Source organism: Motiliproteus sp. SC1-56, assembly GCF_017309075.1.
Classification (GTDB): Bacteria; Pseudomonadota; Gammaproteobacteria; order Pseudomonadales; family Balneatricaceae; genus Motiliproteus.
The window spans coordinates 49,991-68,333 of sequence record NZ_JAEMGS010000020.1; the positions used below are offsets into that span (position 1 = coordinate 49,991).

Here is an 18,343-nt window from a genome sequence, read left to right on the forward strand (position 1 = left end):
TGTACGAAATCGGGGGGATGAGGTTACGTTAGGGCCCCAGGTCGCAGCCTTAAACCCTCAGCCATTGGTCACCGCCTTGGCGATGGAGGGTGTGATCAGTTCCCGTAACCGGCAGTGCAGAATGCCACCGTGGTGGAAGAAACGCAGTTCATCCTGGGTATCGATCCGGCAGCAGGTGTTGAGCATCCAGGGATCACCGCGCTCGGGCTGAACCTGCACGCTGACCCCGCTACCTGGGGCCAGTTCCGCCAGGCCGGCGATGCTGATGCACTCGTCACCGGTCAGTTTCAGCGCGTCGGGAGCGCTCCCCGGTTCCAGCTGCAGGGGCAGAATCCCCATGCCGATCAGATTGGAGCGGTGGATCCGCTCAAAGCTCTCGGCTATCACGGCACGCACACCGAGCAGACTTGGCCCCTTGGCGGCCCAGTCACGGGAGGAGCCGGTGCCGTATTCCGCCCCGGCGAATACCACCAGCGGGATGCCCAGCTGCTGAAAATGCCGGGCGGCGGCGAAGATGCTGACCACCTCCTGCGAGGGCACCAGCCGCGTTACCCCGCCGCGGTGCTGCGGCGTCATCCGGTTCTGCAGCCTCGGATTGGCGAAAGTACCGCGCATCATTACTTCGTGATTTCCTCGGCGACTGCCGTAGGAGTTGAATGCCGCCGGTTCGATCCCGCGACTTTGCAGGTAAGCGCCGGCTGGGCTGTCCTCGGCGATACTGCCGGCCGGGGAGATATGGTCGGTGGTGACGCTGTCACCGAGCAGTGCCAGGATCCGCGCCTCGACGACATCCTCGACGGCGGACGGCGTCGGTTGCAGGCCGTCAAAATAGCTGGGATGGCGCACGTAGGTACTGGTGCTGTCCCAGGGATAGCGCTGGCTGTCGCTGACCGTCAGTTGCTGCCAGTGGCGGGTGCCGGTGAAGACATCGGCGTAGCGCTGCTGAAACTGCGCCTGGTGGACATGGGCGGCGACGGTGGCGGTGATCTCCTCGACGTCCGGCCACAGCTCGCGCAGGTACACCGGCTGTCCGTTGGAATCCTGGCCTAGTGGATCGGTGGAAAGGTCCAGATCGACCCGTCCGGCCAGCGCATAAGCTACCACCAGCGGGGGGGAGCAGAGAAAACTGGCGGTTACCTGGGGATGGATCCGCCCTTCGAAGTTGCGGTTGCCCGACAGCACCGCACACACGCTGAGCCGTTGCTGGCTAATGGTGCCGGCGATGGCGGGGTCGAGGGGGCCTGAGTTGCCGATACAGGTGGTACAGCCGTAGCCCACCAGGTTGAAGCCGAGCTGGTCCAGCTCCGTCTGCAGGCCGGCCGCCTGCAGGTAGTCAGTCACCACCTTGGACCCTGGGGCGAGGGAGGTCTTGACCCAAGGCGCGACCTGCAGGCCGCGCCGGCGGGCGTTGCGCGCTAGCAACCCGGCGGCCACCATCACCGAGGGGTTGGAGGTGTTGGTGCAGCTGGTGATCGCGGCAATGACCACCGCCCCCTCCTGCAGGGTAAAGGGCTTACCGAGGACGGCATGGGTGCGCGGTGGATCGTCAGCCGCGAGCCCCAGCGCCTGACCCTGTGCTTTTCCTTGAGACTGGACAAACTGCCGGAAGGCGGCGGCGACATCGGGCAGCGCGACCCGATCCTGAGGGCGGCGCGGTCCGGCGACGCAGGGGGTGATAGCGGCGAGATCCAGCGGCAGCGTCACGCTGTAGGTCGCGGGCGGCAACGTATCATCGTGCCAAAGCCCCTGGGCGCGGGCGTAGGCTTCCACCAGGGCGACCTGCTGCGAGTCACGCCCGGTCAGAGTCAGGTAGCGCAGGGTTTCGGCGTCGATGGGGAAGAGACCGCAGGTGGCACCATATTCCGGCGCCATGTTGGCGATGGTGGCGCGATCGGGCAGGCTCAGAGCGCCCAGTCCGCTGCCGAAAAATTCGACGAAGCAGCCGACCACGCCCTGCTGCCGCAGCAGCTCGGTGACCCGCAGCACCAGGTCGGTGGCGGTGCTGCCCGGCGGCAGCCGACCACTCAGTTCGACCCCGACCACCCGCGGCAGTTGCAGGCTGAGCGGTTGGCCGAGCATGGCCGCCTCGGCCTCGATGCCGCCCACGCCCCAGCCGAGGATGCCGAGCCCGTTGATCATGGTGGTATGGCTGTCCATCCCCACTAAAGTGTCGGGGTAGGCCAGCTGCGTTCCATTCTCCAGCGCCTGCGTCCACACCACCCGCCCGAGGTACTCCAGGTTGACCTGGTGGCAGATGCCGGTGCCGGGAGGCACCACACGGACGTTATCGAATGCCGCCTGCCCCCAGCGCAGAAAGGTATAGCGCTCGCGGTTGCGTTGCATCTCCTGATGAACGTTCACTTCAAAGGCGTCCTCGTCGCCAGCACGATCCACGGTGACCGAGTGGTCGATCACCAGGTCCACCGGAATCTGCGGGCTGATTCGCCCAAGATCGCCGCCGGCCTCGGCCATGGCGTCGCGCATCGCCGCCAGGTCCACCAGCGCCGGCACCCCGGTAAAATCCTGCATCAAGATGCGCGCCGGCATAAAGCCGATCTCCTGGGTCGACTCGCCCTGTCTCAGCCAGTCGGCCAGCGCCTCGATCGGAGCCCGGGTTGTCTGCCCTGACTCACCATAGCGCAACAGGTTTTCTAGCACGATCTTCAAGGCAAAGGGCAGCCGTGATAGGTCGCCGCATTCGGCATAGGCGGCGTAGGCGGCGTAGGCGGCGGGCAACGCATAGTAGTGGTAGGTCTCGTTCCCAACCTGCAGGGTGCGTTGAAACGGGCTGATTGGATGTGGTGTTGCGCTCATGGTAACCCCCGCGGAGTGATCCAGATGCTGGCGTGAAGGTTCGGTTGCCGGCTAGACTGCGGCGGCCCTGTCGGCGCCTGTGCGTTTAGGGTAGTTCATGGATGGCCGCTCTCCGCCGGCGCGATGCCCTTGAGGTACTTGAACAGCTCGCTGTCAGTGGAAAGCACCAGAGTGGTATTTTGTCCGATCACCGCCTGGTAGGCCTGCAGGCTGCGGGTGAACTCGTAGAAGGCCACGGATTCGGGGCTCTGGTTGTAGGCGCGGGCGTAGATTTCGGAGGCCTTGGCGTCAGCCAGGCCGCGGATCTCCTCCACCTGGCGGTAGGCTTCGGACTGGATCTTGTTCAGATCCCGAACCCGGTCACCGCGGATGCGCGCCGCCTCGCCGTTGCCCTCAGAGAGAAAACGCTCGGCGATCTGGCGCCGCTCGCTGATCATCCGGTCGTAAATCTTGGGGCGCACACTTTCGTTGTAATTGATCCGCTTGAAGCGAATATCAAGCAGCTCGATACCGAACACCCGCACCTTGTCGGCAGCTGCCATGAATATTTCACTTTCCACCTGTTTACGGCCCTTCTGTATCGAGACCCAGGCACCGGTATCCTGCGCGCGCTCCCCTGCGCTTAGCAACGCATCGCGCAGTGGCACCCGATCCTTGGTGGTGCGGATGATCTCGATCAGCTCGTGTTTAGCCACCGCGTTGCGGGTCTCGCTGCCGAGGATGTCATCCAGTCGAGACTGGGCGCTGCGTTCGTCGCGCAGGCGCAGGAAGTACTGCAGCGGATCGGTGATGCGCCAACGGGCAAAGAGATCCACGGAGATATACAACTTGTCTTTGGTGGGCATGTCCGAGGGATTGCCGTCCCATTCCAGCACCCGCTTGTCGATGGCGTTGACCTCCTGAATAAACGGTAGCTTTAGCTTCAGACCGGCCTCGGTGACGGGCTCCCCCACCGGCTTGCCGAACTGGGTAATGATCACCTGCTCGACTTCGCTGACGGTATAGACGGAGCTGTACAGCAGGTATCCGGCCAGAGCCGTCAGCAGCAGGATCGTGGTTGATGTTATCCGCTTCATGGCCGACCTCCCCCGATTGCTCCCGGCTGAGTAGTTCCCAGATTGAGCAGCGGCAAAATACTGCCTGCCTGCTGGTCGACAATGACCTTAGCCTGAATGTCGGGCAGCACCGCCTGCAAGGTCTCGATATAGATCCGTCTGCGGGTCACTTCCGGCGCCTTACGGTATTCGGCCAGCAGCGCGCTGAAGCGCGCCGCATCGCCTTCAGCCTCGTTGATCCGCTTGAGACGGTAGCCGTCGGCCTCGCGGATTCGTTGATCCTTCTCGCCTTGGGCCAGGGGAATCACCTTGTTGTAGTCACGCCGCGCCTCGTTGATCAGTTTCTCCTTCTCCTGCTGCGCCTGATTGACCTCGTTAAATGAATCCTGCACCGGCTGCGGCGGGTTGATGTTTTTCAGTTGCACCTGGTCGATGCTGATCCCCATCACATATTTTCTTGAGAGCCGCTGCATCTTGTCCAGGGCTTCGATCTCGATCTCCTGGCGCCCTACGGTGATCACCTCGTCGACGGTTCGATCGCCCACCACTTCACGCATCACTGATTCGGCCACGTAGCGCAGGGTTTCGGCGGGCTCGCGCACCTCGAACAGAAACCTAACCGGATCGGCGATGCGGTACTGCACCACCCACTCCACCAGCGCGGCGTTGAGGTCGCCGGTAACCATCTGGGTTTCACGTTTTTGATCGCGTACTCGGGGAGTCTGGTAGGGATCGGTGGCGCCGGGCGTGGCAAAGCCAAACTCCTGCTTCAACTGCCGTTTGACCGGGACGATGGTGGCGACATCCATTCCCAGCGGCAGTTTGAAATGCAGCCCCGGCGGCACCTCGTAGAGATATTTGCCGAAGCGCTGCACCACCGCCACTGAGTCGCTCGGCACCGTATAGTAGGCGGTCCATAGACCCAGGCCGGCACCCGCCAACACTGCAAATAAAACGATGCCCGTTCGACTACTTCCTGGGCGGACACATTGGCAGCGAACCAACCAATCACCGAGCAGGCGATCCAAGTCAAACGCGGAGCGCTTGCCCCCGTTCCAAGGATCTTGCTGATCGCTATTGTTGTTTTGAGCTGACATCCTGGATCCCTCGCCCTACCCCCGCATGGCCCGCGTTGCGACCGCCTCGCCATGGAACGGCGCTGCGTCATAACCTAAAGGGGTTTACGTCGTGATAGAACGATGATACTCAGCTTCCAGAGGCGGGTCGGTGCGTTAGCAAACAAACGGTGAAGGTGCGACGTCCGGTATTGGAGCGTCATCGGCGAAGCGACGGCGTCTCGTCCACACGCTGCTTCGGCTGACATTCGGCGCCCGTTGCGCATACCGCTAGCAACAAGCCGTCATGTCACATTCTGGCCGGCCGTCGATAGTTCCTAGCGGCAGCCGGCAGTCCAATCGCTTACTGTGCGAGGCCGACCCAAACAGGGCTAATGATGCGACTTATCTTTGGGCGCCTCTTTTTTGCTCAGCGGCCGCGGGGTTTGCTCCTGGTGGGCGGCCTCCTGCTCGGGGCTCAGGTTGCCTTTTCTGGTCCGTCGGCCTTTGTGAGAGAAAACCGGAGCGTGTTCGGTTGCTCTGGAAACGGGTTGCGGTTCGCGTGGTTTGTTCATAAAAACCTCTGAGAAAACCTGCCATGCGCCGAATTGCTCACCGCAGGAGTAATCACCATGGCAGTAATCCACGACGGTATCGGTACGCTACCGCACCCTTATTTTTATTAACCATCAAATCAATGCGTTTTTTTTCGAGCGACGCAGCGATGCTCGGTGGGAATAAGCCCATCAACCGCTGGCGTACCGGCAAACGCAGCGCTATGACTCGTCAGTGGGTCGGGATAAATCGTGGTGCGTATCCAATCGACTAGTCGATTGGAACAACGGAATGCGGCGTCAGGTCCACCAGAGCGAATAATTTCATGCGTCCCTCACGGTCGACGGCGGGTAGATCACGGATCTCGACCAGAACCTCCCGCGACAAGCCGTCACCACCGGCCAGCGTTCACGGATCACGATGCTGGATGCTGACGGTCAGCAGCGCACCGAACCCCATCACCGCCAACACGGCGCCCACCAGGTGACTGATGCTGTTGAATTTCTCTCCATGGTACATGGTACAGATGACCTGCCAATGGCGCCGTAACCTCATCGGTCCAGTAATATTAACCCGGCGGATTAATAGATTGACTCAGGGATGAGTCAACATTGGCCGCAAGGCCAATGCGAGCCTCTGAAAAGCCAGCAACTTCGCGCAGTTGCGCCAGCTTTGAGGGGGCGACGGACAAATAGGCAAGGAGGCTATTTGTCCGCCAGATTAATCATAGAACGCGACGGGTGGCTCCCGATTAGCGCGGTTCACGTTCCCGCTTTGCGGACTACCCCAGCAGACGCCCCTTCCGTGGACTGCTCGTTCAACCTCATGTGCGCTTGCGCACAGACCGCCGCCACCTGTGGCCGCATTATTCCGAGAGCAAGCGCAGGGCCGGAGTCGATTGGGCGCAAGTGGGCGCGCAACTTACCCCCTTGTCCTTGTCGCTCCGCGGCAGCGGAGGGCAGGCGCGGAGGGAGGAGGATATGTGGTTACGTACCCGTTGCGATCTAACCTTCGACCTTGAGGTCGAGACCCCGTTCATCCTGATGTTGCGGCCGCGCAGTGGGGCTAATCAATGGGTGATGCGCGAAGAATACCAGGTCGAACCGCAGGTACCGGTATTCGAGTTTACCGACAGCTACGGCAACCTGTGTCAGCGGCTGGTCGCTCCGCCGGGACATTTCTCGGTCCGCACCGTCGCCGACATGCGGGTCGCCGATGAGGTTGACCGGGCGCCCGGTGCCCCCTTCATAAAGGTGCAGTACCTGCCGGATGGGGCGCTCTGTTATCTGCTGCCGAGTCGCTACTGCGAGTCCGACCACTTCAATGAGATGGCCACCGAAATCAGCGCCGGGCAGCGCTTAGGCTACGATCAGGTAGCGGCGATTGAGAGCTGGTTACGCACGGCCTATCGCTATGAGCCTGGCAGCACCTGCGCCACCCTGTCGGCGGTGGAGGTGAACGCCAGACCGGTTGCCATCTGTCGCGATCTGGCCCACCTGGGCATCGCCCTGTGCCGCGCCCTCAGTATTCCGGCGCGGATGGTGGTGGGGTATTTGTATCGCCTGGAGCCGATGGATTTGCACGCTTGGTTCGAGGCCTATGTGGGCGGCCGTTGGTATACCTTCGACGCCACCCAAGCTGAATTGCATGGAGGCTATGTGGCCCTTGGCTACGGGCGGGATGCTGCCGATGTCGCGGTGTTCAACCAATTCGGCGCCCTCCCCATTACCACCCAGCAGCGGGTACAGGTCGAGCACCTAGGCGACTGACCGGCCAGTGAGGGTCAGGCGCAATCCCATCCATTTCACGAGGATCGCCAGCTTGCTATTCAATATTCAACATCACACTCGCTACGACTACTCGCAGCCGGTGCGGCTGAACCCGCAGCAGTTGCGCTTTCACCCACGCGGCGACGGTTCGCAACGGGTCATCGCGCATCACCTCTCGATCAGCCCTCCTCCACAAGGGCAGAACGAATACCTCGACCTAGAGGGCAATCGCGTCACCCAGGTATGGTTTGAAGGTGAGACCCAGCATCTGGAAATCAGGCTTGAGATGCAGGTGGAGACCTTGCGTAAGAATGCGTTCGACTTTATGTTGGCGCCGCAATCAATGAGCCTACCGATCAACCACGAGCAGGATTCGATTTGCGCCCGGGCTTATCTGGATCGTAGCCAAGCAGATGACGCAGTCACAGCTTTTGCGGCTGAACTCAGCTTGGCAGTCGAGCGAGATACCCTACGTTTTCTCGATCGCCTCAGTCGGCAGCTGTACGAGCAATTCACCCAAGTTCATCGACACTCCGGCGCGCCGCAGACTCCGGCGATCACCCTGCAGAGTCGCAGCGGTGCCTGCCGCGACCTGGCGGTGCTGTTTGTCGACTGCTGTCGGGCCGAGGGTATCGCGGCGCGTTTTGCCAGCGGCTATCAGCAGGGCAATTTGCAGAGCGACCAGCGTGATCTGCACGCCTGGCCGGAGGTGTATCTGCCCGGTGCCGGCTGGCGCGGCTACGACCCGACCCAAGGACACGCGGTCGCCGATACCCATGTGACCATCGCGGCGGCGGCACAGGCGCGCGATACCCTGCCGGTGATCGGGGTATTCGTCGGCGATGGGGCGAGCAGCGCGCTCGATTTCACCGTGCGCATCGATGTGTCCGCCCCCTGAATGATGCGACTTTGGCAGGCCGTAGCGACCTATGTAACTTGCCGGATAACCAATTCGGAACTGTACTTACCCGAAAACCCGCCTCGTTGTGCCTTGGCGCTGTTTATCGTGACTCAGGGATCAATCATATCTATCTCGCCGCAACAGAACCGTTTGCTAATGTCTCTGCCCGCCGAGGTTCAGCAGCGGCTGTTTCCCCATCTCAAACCGGTCGCGCTACCACTCGGCAAAGTTCTGTACGAATCGGGACAGGTTCAGCATCAAGTCTTTTTCCCCACCGACGCCATCATCTCGTTACTGAACGTGATGGAAAACGGCGCCTCGGCCGAGATTGCGGTGGTGGGTAACGAGGGCGTGGTCGGCGTGAGCTTGTTTATGGGCGGTGCCAGCACCCCCAGCCGCGCCCTGGTGCAAAGTGCGGGATCCGGGCTGCAGCTCTCGGCGTCACGTCTCAAGGATGAGTTTGATCGCCATGGGGAACTGTTGATGCTGCTGCTGCGCTACACCCAGTCACTGATCACTCAGATGGCCCAGACCGCCGTGTGTAATCGCCATCACAGCATCGACCAGCAACTATGCCGCTGGCTGTTACTGTCACTGGACCGTTTGCCGGGTAACCAGTTAGTCATGACTCAGGAGCTGATTGCCAACATGCTAGGAGTGCGCCGAGAAGGCGTCACCGAGGCGGCGGGTAAGCTACAGAAGTTCGGCGTGATCGAATACCATCGAGGGCATATCTGTGTGCTTGACCGCGCTCGGCTGGAAGCGCTTAGTTGTGAGTGTTACGACGTGGTAAAAAAGGAGACCGATCGATTGTTACCTTGGCGTCCTGCCCCCCCGGCAACCGACCAGCCAACTTGAGGCCTCTAGCGCACTTGGCTCATTGGTATTCTTTCTCACAAACAATTATTCCATGACGGCTGTGTGCCCTATCCGGGCACTGCGTCATATCGACTATGTGGCCGCTATCGGGAGATAGACTGATTGCGCCGAAAGCGGCCATTTCATGTTGTTCGATCTACGGCAGGAACTGCGACAAAGCGGTCTTTCAAAGCTAAGCCAACTTTAGTGGCACGAATGCATAGCATTGAAGTATTCATGCTCACTATCCCCTCTCCGAGTAACGCAGCTAATGGTGTCCCTTGCCATGTGCTTGGCTATGCCCCATCACTTTTGGCCCCATCTGACTCTGTTTAAAATCACGATGAAAAGCCTGATGCAAATAGGCCAGCACCTCCCAGCGCTGCTGTTCGGTGAGGCTGTGTTTAAACGCCGGCATGGCGGAATCCTGAGATACGAAAGGTTCTACGACACCTCCTTCGCTAACCCGCCAGAACAGGTATTGATCGCCTTCACCCGGCGCATCGTGAAAATGATTGGTCAGATCAGCAGGCGGGTGCTTTAGCTTTGATGCCAGCGGGCCACTACCGCGCCCATCCAGACCGTGACAGCCTGCGCAGTTATCACGGTAAACAGCCATTCCGGCCTTGCCTCGCTCAAAGTTATCCCAGTGATCGTAAACGAAATCCACATACTCGGCCGGTGGCTCCACCCAGGAATCATGGGCGTGACTGCCGTGCATGCCATGACCTCCATGCATGCCATGGCCGCCCGGCGCATCACCAGGTTTGACCGGCAATTTTTTCATCTGACTCATATCCATCCGGTCCATGCTCATGGCGCCCATATCCATGTCGTCATTCGCCATGCCGTGACCGCCACCGTGCTGGCTGTCCGCACCGGCCAGCAGCGAGGTTGCCGCCAACAGCGTGCCGGCGATCAGTGTCAGCTGTTTTTTCATCGCTCGCTTCTCCTCCTGTTAATACTGAACGGGCAGGAGCCCAACTCCTGCCCCGCCCGCTTATTTGCCGTAGTACTTATTCGCCGTAATGGACGCCACCAAAGTGCTTCTTGCCGTCTGGGGTTTTGAACAGCACCATCAGTTGATGCTTGCCGGCTGATTTGAGGTCGTAACCGACCATGAACCAGTCGCCCATCTTCATCAGCGGTTTGCTCTCATCGCTGCCGTCGGGGTAGATCACCTTGGAGTTGGCCTGCAGATCGCCGATCACGTTGGCGCCCTGCTCCACCTTTACCATCAGGTTGTGGCTGCCGCCGTGGTTCATCCCTTCGTTGGCTTCCATCACGTGGAAGCTGACGCTGTAGCCGTCGATGTCACGCTTCTCCAGAAACATCTTGCCGGCGCCACCCATGGTGTCGTGATTCATACCCTCTTCATGGCCTTGAGCCATACCGGTTTGACCCTCATGGCCGTGACCGTGCCCCTCAGGTGACGCGTAAGCCGCGCCGACAAGCACGGTGGAAAGTGCGGTTGCGAGTGCCAGTTTGTGTGTACGCATGGTTGTTCCTCTTGGTTTATTTAAGTTTTTCGGTTTTTTGCGGTTACGTTAGTAGTCGTTACCTTCATTGTTTGAAGCCACTTGGATTAATCACTCTCGATCGCTGGGTGGCCGCTGGCGGCTTCCTTGACGGGGTGGTGCGCCAGACGACGGCGTTCTTTGAGTTGCAGCACCAGGCCATAGATCACCGGCAGCACGATCAGACACAACAGGGTGACGCTGACCATCCCACCCACCATCGGCGCGGCGATGCGCTGCATCACCTCAGAGCCGGTGCCGTGACTCCACATGATCGGCAACAGGCCGGCGATGATCGCCACCGCGGTCATGGCGATCGGGCGTACCCGCTCGGCGGTGCCGTGCAGCACCGCGGCAGACAGCTCCTGCCGAGTGAGCTTGCGAGGGCTGTCCAAGGCGGCCCGCTTGGCCGCCACCGCTTGGTCGATAAAGGTCAGCACCAGCACCCCGATCTCGGCCGCCACGCCGGCGAGGGCGATAAAGCCCACCGCCACGGCGACCGACAAGTTAAAGCCGAGCCAGTAGATGAGCCAGATGCCACCCACCAGCCCGAAGGGGATCGACAGCATCACCACCAACGGCGCGCTGATATTGCGGAAATTGAAATAGAGCAGCAGAAAGATGATCAGCAACGTGGCCGGGATCACGATCTTGAGCCGCTCGGCGGCGCGCTCCATGTATTCGTACTGTCCCGACCAGGCGATGGTGTAACCGGGCGGCACCTCGATCTTGTCCGCCACCGCTTGCTTGGCGTTGCGCACGTAGCCACCGATATCGGAGACGTAGATATCCACGTAGATCCAGGAGGTCAGCCGCGCATCCTCGCTCTTGATGCCGGGCGGTCCGCGACGCAGGTCCAGCTCCGCCAGCTGCGCCAGCGGAATCTGCGCGCCGCTGGGACTGGGCACCAGTACCCGCTTAAGACTGTCGAGATCGTCGCGAAGCTCGCGCGGGTAGCGGATATTGACCGGGTAGCGCTCCAGTCCTTCCACCGTGCGGGTGACGTTCATGCCGCCGATGGCGGTCTGAATCACGTCCTGCACGTCGCCGGTGGTTAGTCCGTAGCGCGCGGCTTCTTCACGGTTGATGCTGAAGTCGAGGTAGTAGCCGCCCACAGCACGATCACCGAAGGCGGTCAGGGTGCCTGACACCTCACGCACCACCCCTTCGATCTCCAGCACCAGTTCTTCAAGCTTGGCCAAGCTCGGCCCGCTGACCTTGATTCCCACCGGGGTCTTGATGCCGGTGGAGAGCATGTCGATGCGGGTTTTGATCGGCATGGTCCAGGCGTTGGCCAGGCCCGGGAACTTGATCGCCTGGTCCATCTCGTTCATCAGCTGCTGGGTGGTCTTGCTCGGATCAGGCCACTGCGCCTTGGGTTTGAGCTTGACCGTGGTTTCCAGCATCCCCAGCGGCGCCGGGTCGGTGGCGGTATCGGCGCGGCCGGCCTTGCCGAACACCCGTTCCACCTCGGGGAAGCTGGCGATGATCTTATCGGTCTGCTGCAGCAGTTCCCGCGCCTTGGTGATCGATACTCCCGGATAGGTGGTGGGCATGTAGAGGATGTCGCCCTCGTCCAGCGGCGGCATAAATTCGCTGCCGAGCTGGGACACCGGGTAATAGGTGGCCCCCACCACCGCCAGCGCCAGCAGTAGGGTCAGCCAGCGCAACCGCATCGCCAGGCTCAGTACCGGCTTATGCAGCCAGTGGAGCGCCCGGTTGATGGGGTTTCTGGCCTCGGGCAGGATCTTGCCGCGAATAAAGTAACCCATCAGCACCGGCACCAGGGTGACTGCCAAAATCGCCGCGGCGGCCATGGCGTAGGTCTTGGTGAAGGCCAGCGGACTGAACATCCGCCCCTCCTGCGCCTGAAGGGTGAACACCGGCAGGAAGGATACGGTGATGATCAACAGTGAAAAGAACAGCGCCGGCCCCACTTCGCGGGCGGAGTCAGCAATCGCCATCCAGCGCTCGTTTGTAGTGAGCTCACGTTTTAACCGTTCATGGGCCAGTTCCAAGTGCTTGTGCGCGTTCTCGATCATTACAATGGCGCCGTCCACCATCGCCCCTATGGCGATGGCGATCCCGCCGAGGGACATGATATTGGCGTTGATCCCCTGCCACTGCATGACGATAAAGGCCATCAAAATGCCGATTGGCAGGGTGATGATCGCTACCAGGGCGGAGCGGGCGTGAAGCAGAAACAAAATGCACACCACCGAGACCACGATCGATTCTTCGATCAGTTTTTCTGCCAGGTTTTTCACCGCCCGGTCAATCAGGTCGCTGCGGTCATAGACCGGGATGATCTCCACCCCCTCCGGCAACCCCGGCTTGAGCTGTTCCAGCTTCGCCTTGACCGCCTGAATGGTGGCCTGAGCGTTCTCACCGTAGCGCATCACCACGATGCCGCCGACCGTTTCACCCTCCCCGTCCAGTTCCGCAATGCCACGGCGCAACTCCGGACCCAACTGCACATGGGCGATATCCTTCAGCCGCAACGGAGTGCCATCGACCGCCGCACCGACCGGGATCTCTTCAAGGTCGGCGGGGGTTTTGATGTAACCCAGCCCGCGTACCATGTACTCGGTTTCAGACATCTCCACCAAGCGCCCGCCGACATCGTTGTTGGAGCGTTTGATCGCCATCTGTACCCGGGACAACGGCACGTTGTAGCGCGCCATCAGATTGGGATCGACCTCCACTTGGTACTGCTTGATATGGCCGCCGATACTGGCCACTTCCGACACCCCCGGCACCGTCTGCAACTGGTAACGGAGATACCAGTCTTGGATCGAACGGAGCTGCGCTAGGTCATGACGACCGCTTTTGTCTACCAAAGCGTACTCGTAGACCCAGCCGACCCCGGTAGCATCCGGCCCCAGAACCGGCTGCACCCCGGTTGGTAGCCGGCTGGCCGCGTAATTGATCTGCTCCAGTATGCGCGAGCGCGCCCAGTACATATCGGTGCCGTCGTCAAAGATGACGTAGACAAAGGAGTAGCCGAAGAAGGAGTATCCGCGCACCACCTTGGCGTAGGGCACTCCCAGCATGGCGGTGGTAAGCGGATAGGTGACCTGATCCTCCACCACCTGCGGCGCCTGCCCCGGAAACTCCGTAAACACGATCACCTGCACGTCGGAAAGATCCGGGATCGCATCCAGCGGGGTCTTTTTCACCGCCCAGATCCCCGCCGCGATCAACAGCGCGGTGGCGATCAGCGCCAGAAAACGGTTGCGCAACGAGGCGTTGATGGTGGCGTTGATCATTGTTATTTAGCCTCCCCATCACCTAGGGCTGCGTCCATGGACATGCCCTGCATGTTCATGCCATCCATCGACATCCTGTCCATAGACAGCTCATCCATGTTCATTCCGTCCATCGACATGCCGTCCATGGACATCCCATCCATAGAGAGCCCGCCCATATCCATACCGTCCATGCTGAGGTCGCTATTCGCCGGTGCTTGACTGGCTTCCATCATCTTGGCGGTGGCCTCGCGCAGCTTGGATTCGGAGTCGATCAGGAACAGCGCCGAGTTGACCACCCGCTCGCCCAGCTTGAGGCCGGAACGCACCTCCACTAGGCCGTCGCTGCTGTAGCCTAGAGTCACCTCGCGCGGTTCGTACTTGCCCTCACCGCGGACGACAAATACTTGCTCGCGCGAGCCCGAGCGCACTACGGCCTCGCTGGGAATAACCAGCGCTTGCTGCTGAGCATCGGCGCCAATGGTGACGCTGGCGAACATATCTGGCTTAAGCAGACCGTCCGGGTTGTCGAACTCGATCCGCACCTTGACCGTGCGGGTCTTGGCTTCGGCGTAGGGATAGATGTAGGACACGCTACCAACAAATTGCCGATCACCGAGACCGGTGATCCGAGCCGTAGCCTTGTCACCAACCCGCACCCACGGCAGCTCATACTCGTACACATCCGCCAACAGCCACACCTTGGACAGATCGGCCAGCATGTAGAGCTCGGTATTGGGCATGATGTATTGCCCTTCACGGGCACCGATGCTGAGCACCACGCCATCGAAGGGCGACTCGATGCTGACCGTACGACTGGGTACGCCACGTACTCTCAGCTCACGGATCTCGTGTTCCGGCATATCCAGCAGCCGCAACCGCTGATAGGCACTCTCGACCAGTTCCTTAGCGCCGTTGCGGATATCGGCGTAGTCGCTATTGACCAGCGCCTTATGGTTCTCCAGCGCCAGCAGATACTCCTGCTGGCTGGTCACCAGTTGGGGGGCATACAGTTGCAGTAGATCATCACCGCGGCGCACGCTATCACCGATACGGGCGGCAAATTGCTTTTCCACCCAGCCCTCGGTGCGCGGGTGCAGCCGCGCCATGCGGCCTTCATCCACGGTCACCCTACCACTGGCACGGACGCTCTTGGCCAGATCTTGCTGCGTCACCGCGACAGTACGTACACCGATGTTCTGTACCACCACCGGATCGATCTTGACCGTACCCGCCGGTTCGTCGCTGCCGCCGCTGTCGCCGTCGGCATAGACTGGGATGTAGTCCATCCCCATCTCGTCCTGAGCCGGCACCGGCGAGGTGATCGCCGGATTCATCGGGTTGCGGTAGAACAACGGTTTCTTCTCCGCCGCCGGTTTTTCCGGATAGACCGGGATGTAGTCCATGCCCATTTCATCTTTGGCGGGCACCGGCGAAGTGATCGCCGGGTTCATCGGGTTGCGGTAAAACAGCGGCTTGTCGCCTTTCACCTCGCCCGACGCTGGCGCGGTCGCCCCGTTATCACCCGTCAACAGCGGCAGGTAGTAACTCAGCCCCACGCCGCCGCCGACACCTAACAGAAACATCACCCCCATACTTAATACTGACTTATTCATGGATCTCGCCCCCCACCGCGGCGATCAGCCGGGCGCGCGCCTGCTGCGCATCGCGCAACGCCGCCCAGTACTGCAATTGAACTCGATTGACTTGAAGCTGAGCGCGCACCAGCGCGGTGAAATCGACCTTGCCCACCTGATAGCCTGATAGCATCGAGGCCACGGTCTGCTGGGCTTGGGGAATAATCCCCTGCTGCAGAAGCTCGCTCTGTTCCCGCGCCCTCTGATAATCGGCACTGGCCTGCTCCGCTTCGGCGCGCATCGCCAGTTGTGATTCTCTCAGCGCCTGCTGCTCGGCGATCAGCTCAGCACCGCGCTGATCAATGGCCTGGTGCTGTTTACGGCCAGCATACAGGGGCAGTTTGATCCCCAGAGTCACCGACACCAGATCCGCGCGCGAGCTGCCGTTGGGGGCATCCTGTCGATAGCCGTAGGAAGCGCCGAGACTGAGATCCGGGTAAAGATCGCTTTCAGCCAACGCCCGCCGTTCACGCGCAGCGTCAACCAAGCGATGCTGGCGCCGAATCGTCGGCCGCTGCTCTAACCCCAGCGCAACCAAACGCTGCGAAGCCGGTAACGGCGGCAACTCCAGCGAAGCGGGTTCTGCCAGCTGGATAGGGGTATCTGCGTCCCTCCCCAACAGTGCATTCAATTGCGCCACGGTTGTACGACGCTCACCACGCAGACGGATCTGCTGTTCCAGTTGGGTCGATAACTCCAGTTGCGCCTGTAATGCATCCTGCTGCAACCCTTTGCCAACTCGGTAACGGCTTTGTGCAATGCGATTAAACTCGCGCAGGCGCCCCAAGTTGGCATCCACCACCTGCAACGCGTGATCCAGATAGAACAGCGCCCACCAGCCGCGCGCCACATCGCGCCGAAGTTGATTACGCGCTTCCGCCAGCGCTTCGCCAGCCGCTTCGGCATCACGCTGCGCGGCGGCTGCGGCAATATCGAGCTTGCCGAACCAGGGGATCGGTTGGTTAATCCCGATCTGCAGCTGCGTCATCGCTTCCTGATCGAGATTAAAGGTATCGGTGGGGAGACTGATGATCCCCAAATTAAGTGTCGGATCCGGTAACGTACCGACCTGCGCCGGGCGGGTCAGCGCCGCCTCATAGCGTGCCTGAATCTGCGCCAGACGGGGGTTCTCCGCCAGCGCCTGTTGTTGGGCATTGCCGAGGCTCAACGGCTCGGCTGCTTGGGTTTGCGGGGCGCTTATCAGCCCCAGAATCAGACTCGCTACCAAGGCGGGTCCTGCCAGAATACGCATCCATTTGGCTCCTGAGCAGTGATCGACTCACGCGCCGCTGACGGCGCCTGCCGATCACGAGATCACGTCAAAACATCAAGGAGTTTTAGCGCCCATATCGGCGCGATGCGTACGGCCTATAGCCGAAGAACACAGAGGGAGTAGTAAAGCGGAGGGGAAGAAAAATCGAAGGATGCAGCGCTAACGCTCAGGCCACAGGGGCCGGCTCGCGCAAACGGCAGCGACAGTGACACCGCTGCCCACAACTGGGGTGCGTCGAGGTCCTGCTTGCTCTGTTTGTGAGATTGCGCCTGCAGCGGCGTTACCGATTCGGGACAGTGATCGTCCCAACAAGAACCGTTGCCATCATCTGGAGCCGTTTGAGAGATCTCACCGCAATGATGATCCATCGCCGCGTGCTGCACGGAAGGTTGTTGCAGCTCCGGCATAGCCACCTGTGCCATCGCGATGGAGCAGTGCCCGCTGACCACGAACAACGTCAGCAGCAGCACGAAAATATTCATGCGGCTGGTATAGCGAAGTTGCTGCGGTCCAAAAATAAGGCTCAAGGGCTTTCCTGCCAGAATCGCGGTGGTACAAGCTGCTGAGAGCGGGCTCGGCGCAAATAGTTCCATCGCCGTCGTACAGAAGCAAGTGATTTAGTTACAAAGGAGGACAAATAACGTCGTTATGGATAAGTCGTGATGGCTAAATCGTCCTTATTGAGCCTAATGACCGAGATAACCAGGGCCGGATAGATGTCGCCAATGTGCTTTGATGAGCCAACCCAGTCAACCTGTGATCTTTCGCCTTGAAGCGGCAACTGCTATTCGGCGAGTTAGATCAACGTGTCCGCTATGCTATGTTCGACAAGCTGCCACCTGGGCAGCGGCGGGCCAAAGTTCATGATACATGCCCACGCCAAACTGCGCTTTTTGAGAGAGAATGGCACTATAAAAAAATATGGGCACGCAATAGGAGAATCAATGACGATTGCAACGCAATTGAAATATGTTTGTCTACTGTCGGTTCTGATTTCTAGTCTTGCTGCCGCTCACCCTCCTGAGCGGACACCTGGTGAAGGTGCAGCAGGGCTTGAAGGAATCATGCTTGGCCAAACCACGAAAGCTAACCTGAAAACGTGTAGAGATAGCCTTATAGAGCAGGGAACTCCTGCTACATCCGCTATTCACGCTGCCTGTTATGCTGAAATCCTGAATGAGATTCGCGCCACTCTTGCGGGATGCGGAGAAGGAGGGATTATTCAGAGACGCCGGTGCGATGGTTTTAAGAAGGTCATAAAGACGATTGACTATCCAGAGTTTACTAAAGCCATTGTCGAGTAACACCTCGAAGTGACCACTACTTTCAGCGCCGTAATTTCACTCCATCTGAAGCCGCGATCAGCCTCTTTCTATGAGAAGTCCTGAGACTGCTACGTGCCCATTGGTGTCGGGCACCCTTCTGGAAAGGATGTCCGCTTATGAGATCATGGGCTGGCAAGCGCCCGCTCAAGGCGGGCGCCCTGCACTTAAACTTCAGTCTGCTCTGCAATCTCTAAGGAGCATGCGATTAACCCGCATTTTTCATGAACCTTCGGCTGGGCGTCGGATTTTGGTGATTCGGGCTTGATGGCCCTATTTGGCGGCTTTCTGGGCCAATATTGGCCCATTTTCAGCCCTGCAGACACAGCGCCCCCTTTC

General features: G+C 60.2%; 13 protein-coding genes. 4 read left to right on the forward strand and 9 right to left on the reverse strand.

The window, feature by feature from the left end; genetic code table 11:
- Positions 1 to 57: 57 nt before the first annotated feature.
- From acnA to hflK, 3 genes are all read right to left on the reverse strand, one after another.
- Complete coding sequence (gene acnA / locus JGZ97_RS17225) at positions 58 to 2,814, reverse strand: aconitate hydratase AcnA (RefSeq protein ID WP_207063941.1); 2,757 nt, start codon at positions 2,812 to 2,814, stop codon at positions 58 to 60.
- 95 nt (positions 2,815 to 2,909) lie between these two features.
- A complete protein-coding gene (gene hflC, locus JGZ97_RS17230) occupies positions 2,910 to 3,890 on the reverse strand; it encodes a protease modulator HflC (protein WP_207063942.1) in 981 nt (326 codons plus the stop codon).
- The gene (gene hflK, locus JGZ97_RS17235) at positions 3,887 to 4,768 is read right to left on the reverse strand and encodes an FtsH protease activity modulator HflK (protein WP_207063943.1); all 882 of its coding nucleotides are present in this window, start codon (positions 4,766 to 4,768) and stop codon (positions 3,887 to 3,889) included. Before hflK ends, hflC begins: the two co-directional genes overlap by 4 nt.
- Before the next feature lie 1,691 nt (positions 4,769 to 6,459).
- On the opposite strand from hflK, the gene JGZ97_RS17240 reads away from it, so the two are divergent.
- From JGZ97_RS17240 to JGZ97_RS17250, 3 genes are all read left to right on the forward strand, one after another.
- Positions 6,460 to 7,248 carry a transglutaminase family protein gene (locus JGZ97_RS17240; protein WP_207063944.1) on the forward strand — a complete coding sequence of 263 codons (789 nt, stop codon included), beginning with the start codon at positions 6,460 to 6,462 and terminating at the stop codon, positions 7,246 to 7,248.
- A gap of 52 nt (positions 7,249 to 7,300) precedes the next feature.
- On the forward strand, positions 7,301 to 8,146 hold the full coding sequence (locus JGZ97_RS17245) for a transglutaminase family protein (RefSeq protein WP_207063945.1): 846 nt from the start codon (positions 7,301 to 7,303) through the stop codon (positions 8,144 to 8,146).
- A gap of 159 nt (positions 8,147 to 8,305) precedes the next feature.
- Positions 8,306 to 9,007, forward strand: coding sequence for a Crp/Fnr family transcriptional regulator (locus tag JGZ97_RS17250; RefSeq protein ID WP_207063946.1), 702 nt, complete (start codon positions 8,306 to 8,308; stop codon positions 9,005 to 9,007).
- Positions 9,008 to 9,275: 268 nt separating this feature from the next.
- Here the strand turns inward: JGZ97_RS17250 and JGZ97_RS17255 are convergent, their stop codons facing one another.
- The 6 genes from JGZ97_RS17255 to JGZ97_RS17280 all read right to left on the reverse strand — a co-directional run bounded on the left by JGZ97_RS17255 (position 9,276) and on the right by JGZ97_RS17280 (position 17,209).
- Complete coding sequence (locus JGZ97_RS17255) at positions 9,276 to 9,947, reverse strand: cytochrome c (RefSeq protein ID WP_207063947.1); 672 nt, start codon at positions 9,945 to 9,947, stop codon at positions 9,276 to 9,278.
- Between the two features lie 76 nt (positions 9,948 to 10,023).
- On the reverse strand, positions 10,024 to 10,506 hold the full coding sequence (locus JGZ97_RS17260; RefSeq protein ID WP_207063948.1) for a hypothetical protein: 483 nt from the start codon (positions 10,504 to 10,506) through the stop codon (positions 10,024 to 10,026).
- 86 nt (positions 10,507 to 10,592) lie between these two features.
- Positions 10,593 to 13,793: an efflux RND transporter permease subunit gene (locus JGZ97_RS17265; RefSeq protein WP_207063949.1), complete on the reverse strand. Its 3,201-nt coding sequence runs from the start codon at positions 13,791 to 13,793 to the stop codon at positions 10,593 to 10,595.
- A 2-nt stretch (positions 13,794 to 13,795) separates the two neighbouring features.
- A complete protein-coding gene (locus JGZ97_RS17270; RefSeq protein WP_207063950.1) occupies positions 13,796 to 15,388 on the reverse strand; it encodes an efflux RND transporter periplasmic adaptor subunit in 1,593 nt (530 codons plus the stop codon).
- Positions 15,381 to 16,577, reverse strand: coding sequence for a TolC family protein (locus tag JGZ97_RS17275; protein ID WP_207063951.1), 1,197 nt, complete (start codon positions 16,575 to 16,577; stop codon positions 15,381 to 15,383). Before JGZ97_RS17275 ends, JGZ97_RS17270 begins: the two co-directional genes overlap by 8 nt.
- A gap of 200 nt (positions 16,578 to 16,777) precedes the next feature.
- Complete coding sequence (locus tag JGZ97_RS17280) at positions 16,778 to 17,209, reverse strand: hypothetical protein (RefSeq protein ID WP_207063952.1); 432 nt, start codon at positions 17,207 to 17,209, stop codon at positions 16,778 to 16,780.
- Positions 17,210 to 17,626: 417 nt separating this feature from the next.
- Between JGZ97_RS17280 and JGZ97_RS17285 the strand changes: the two genes are divergently transcribed.
- Positions 17,627 to 17,986: a hypothetical protein gene (locus JGZ97_RS17285; RefSeq protein WP_207063953.1), complete on the forward strand. Its 360-nt coding sequence runs from the start codon at positions 17,627 to 17,629 to the stop codon at positions 17,984 to 17,986.
- The last annotated feature ends 357 nt before the right edge of the window (positions 17,987 to 18,343 follow it).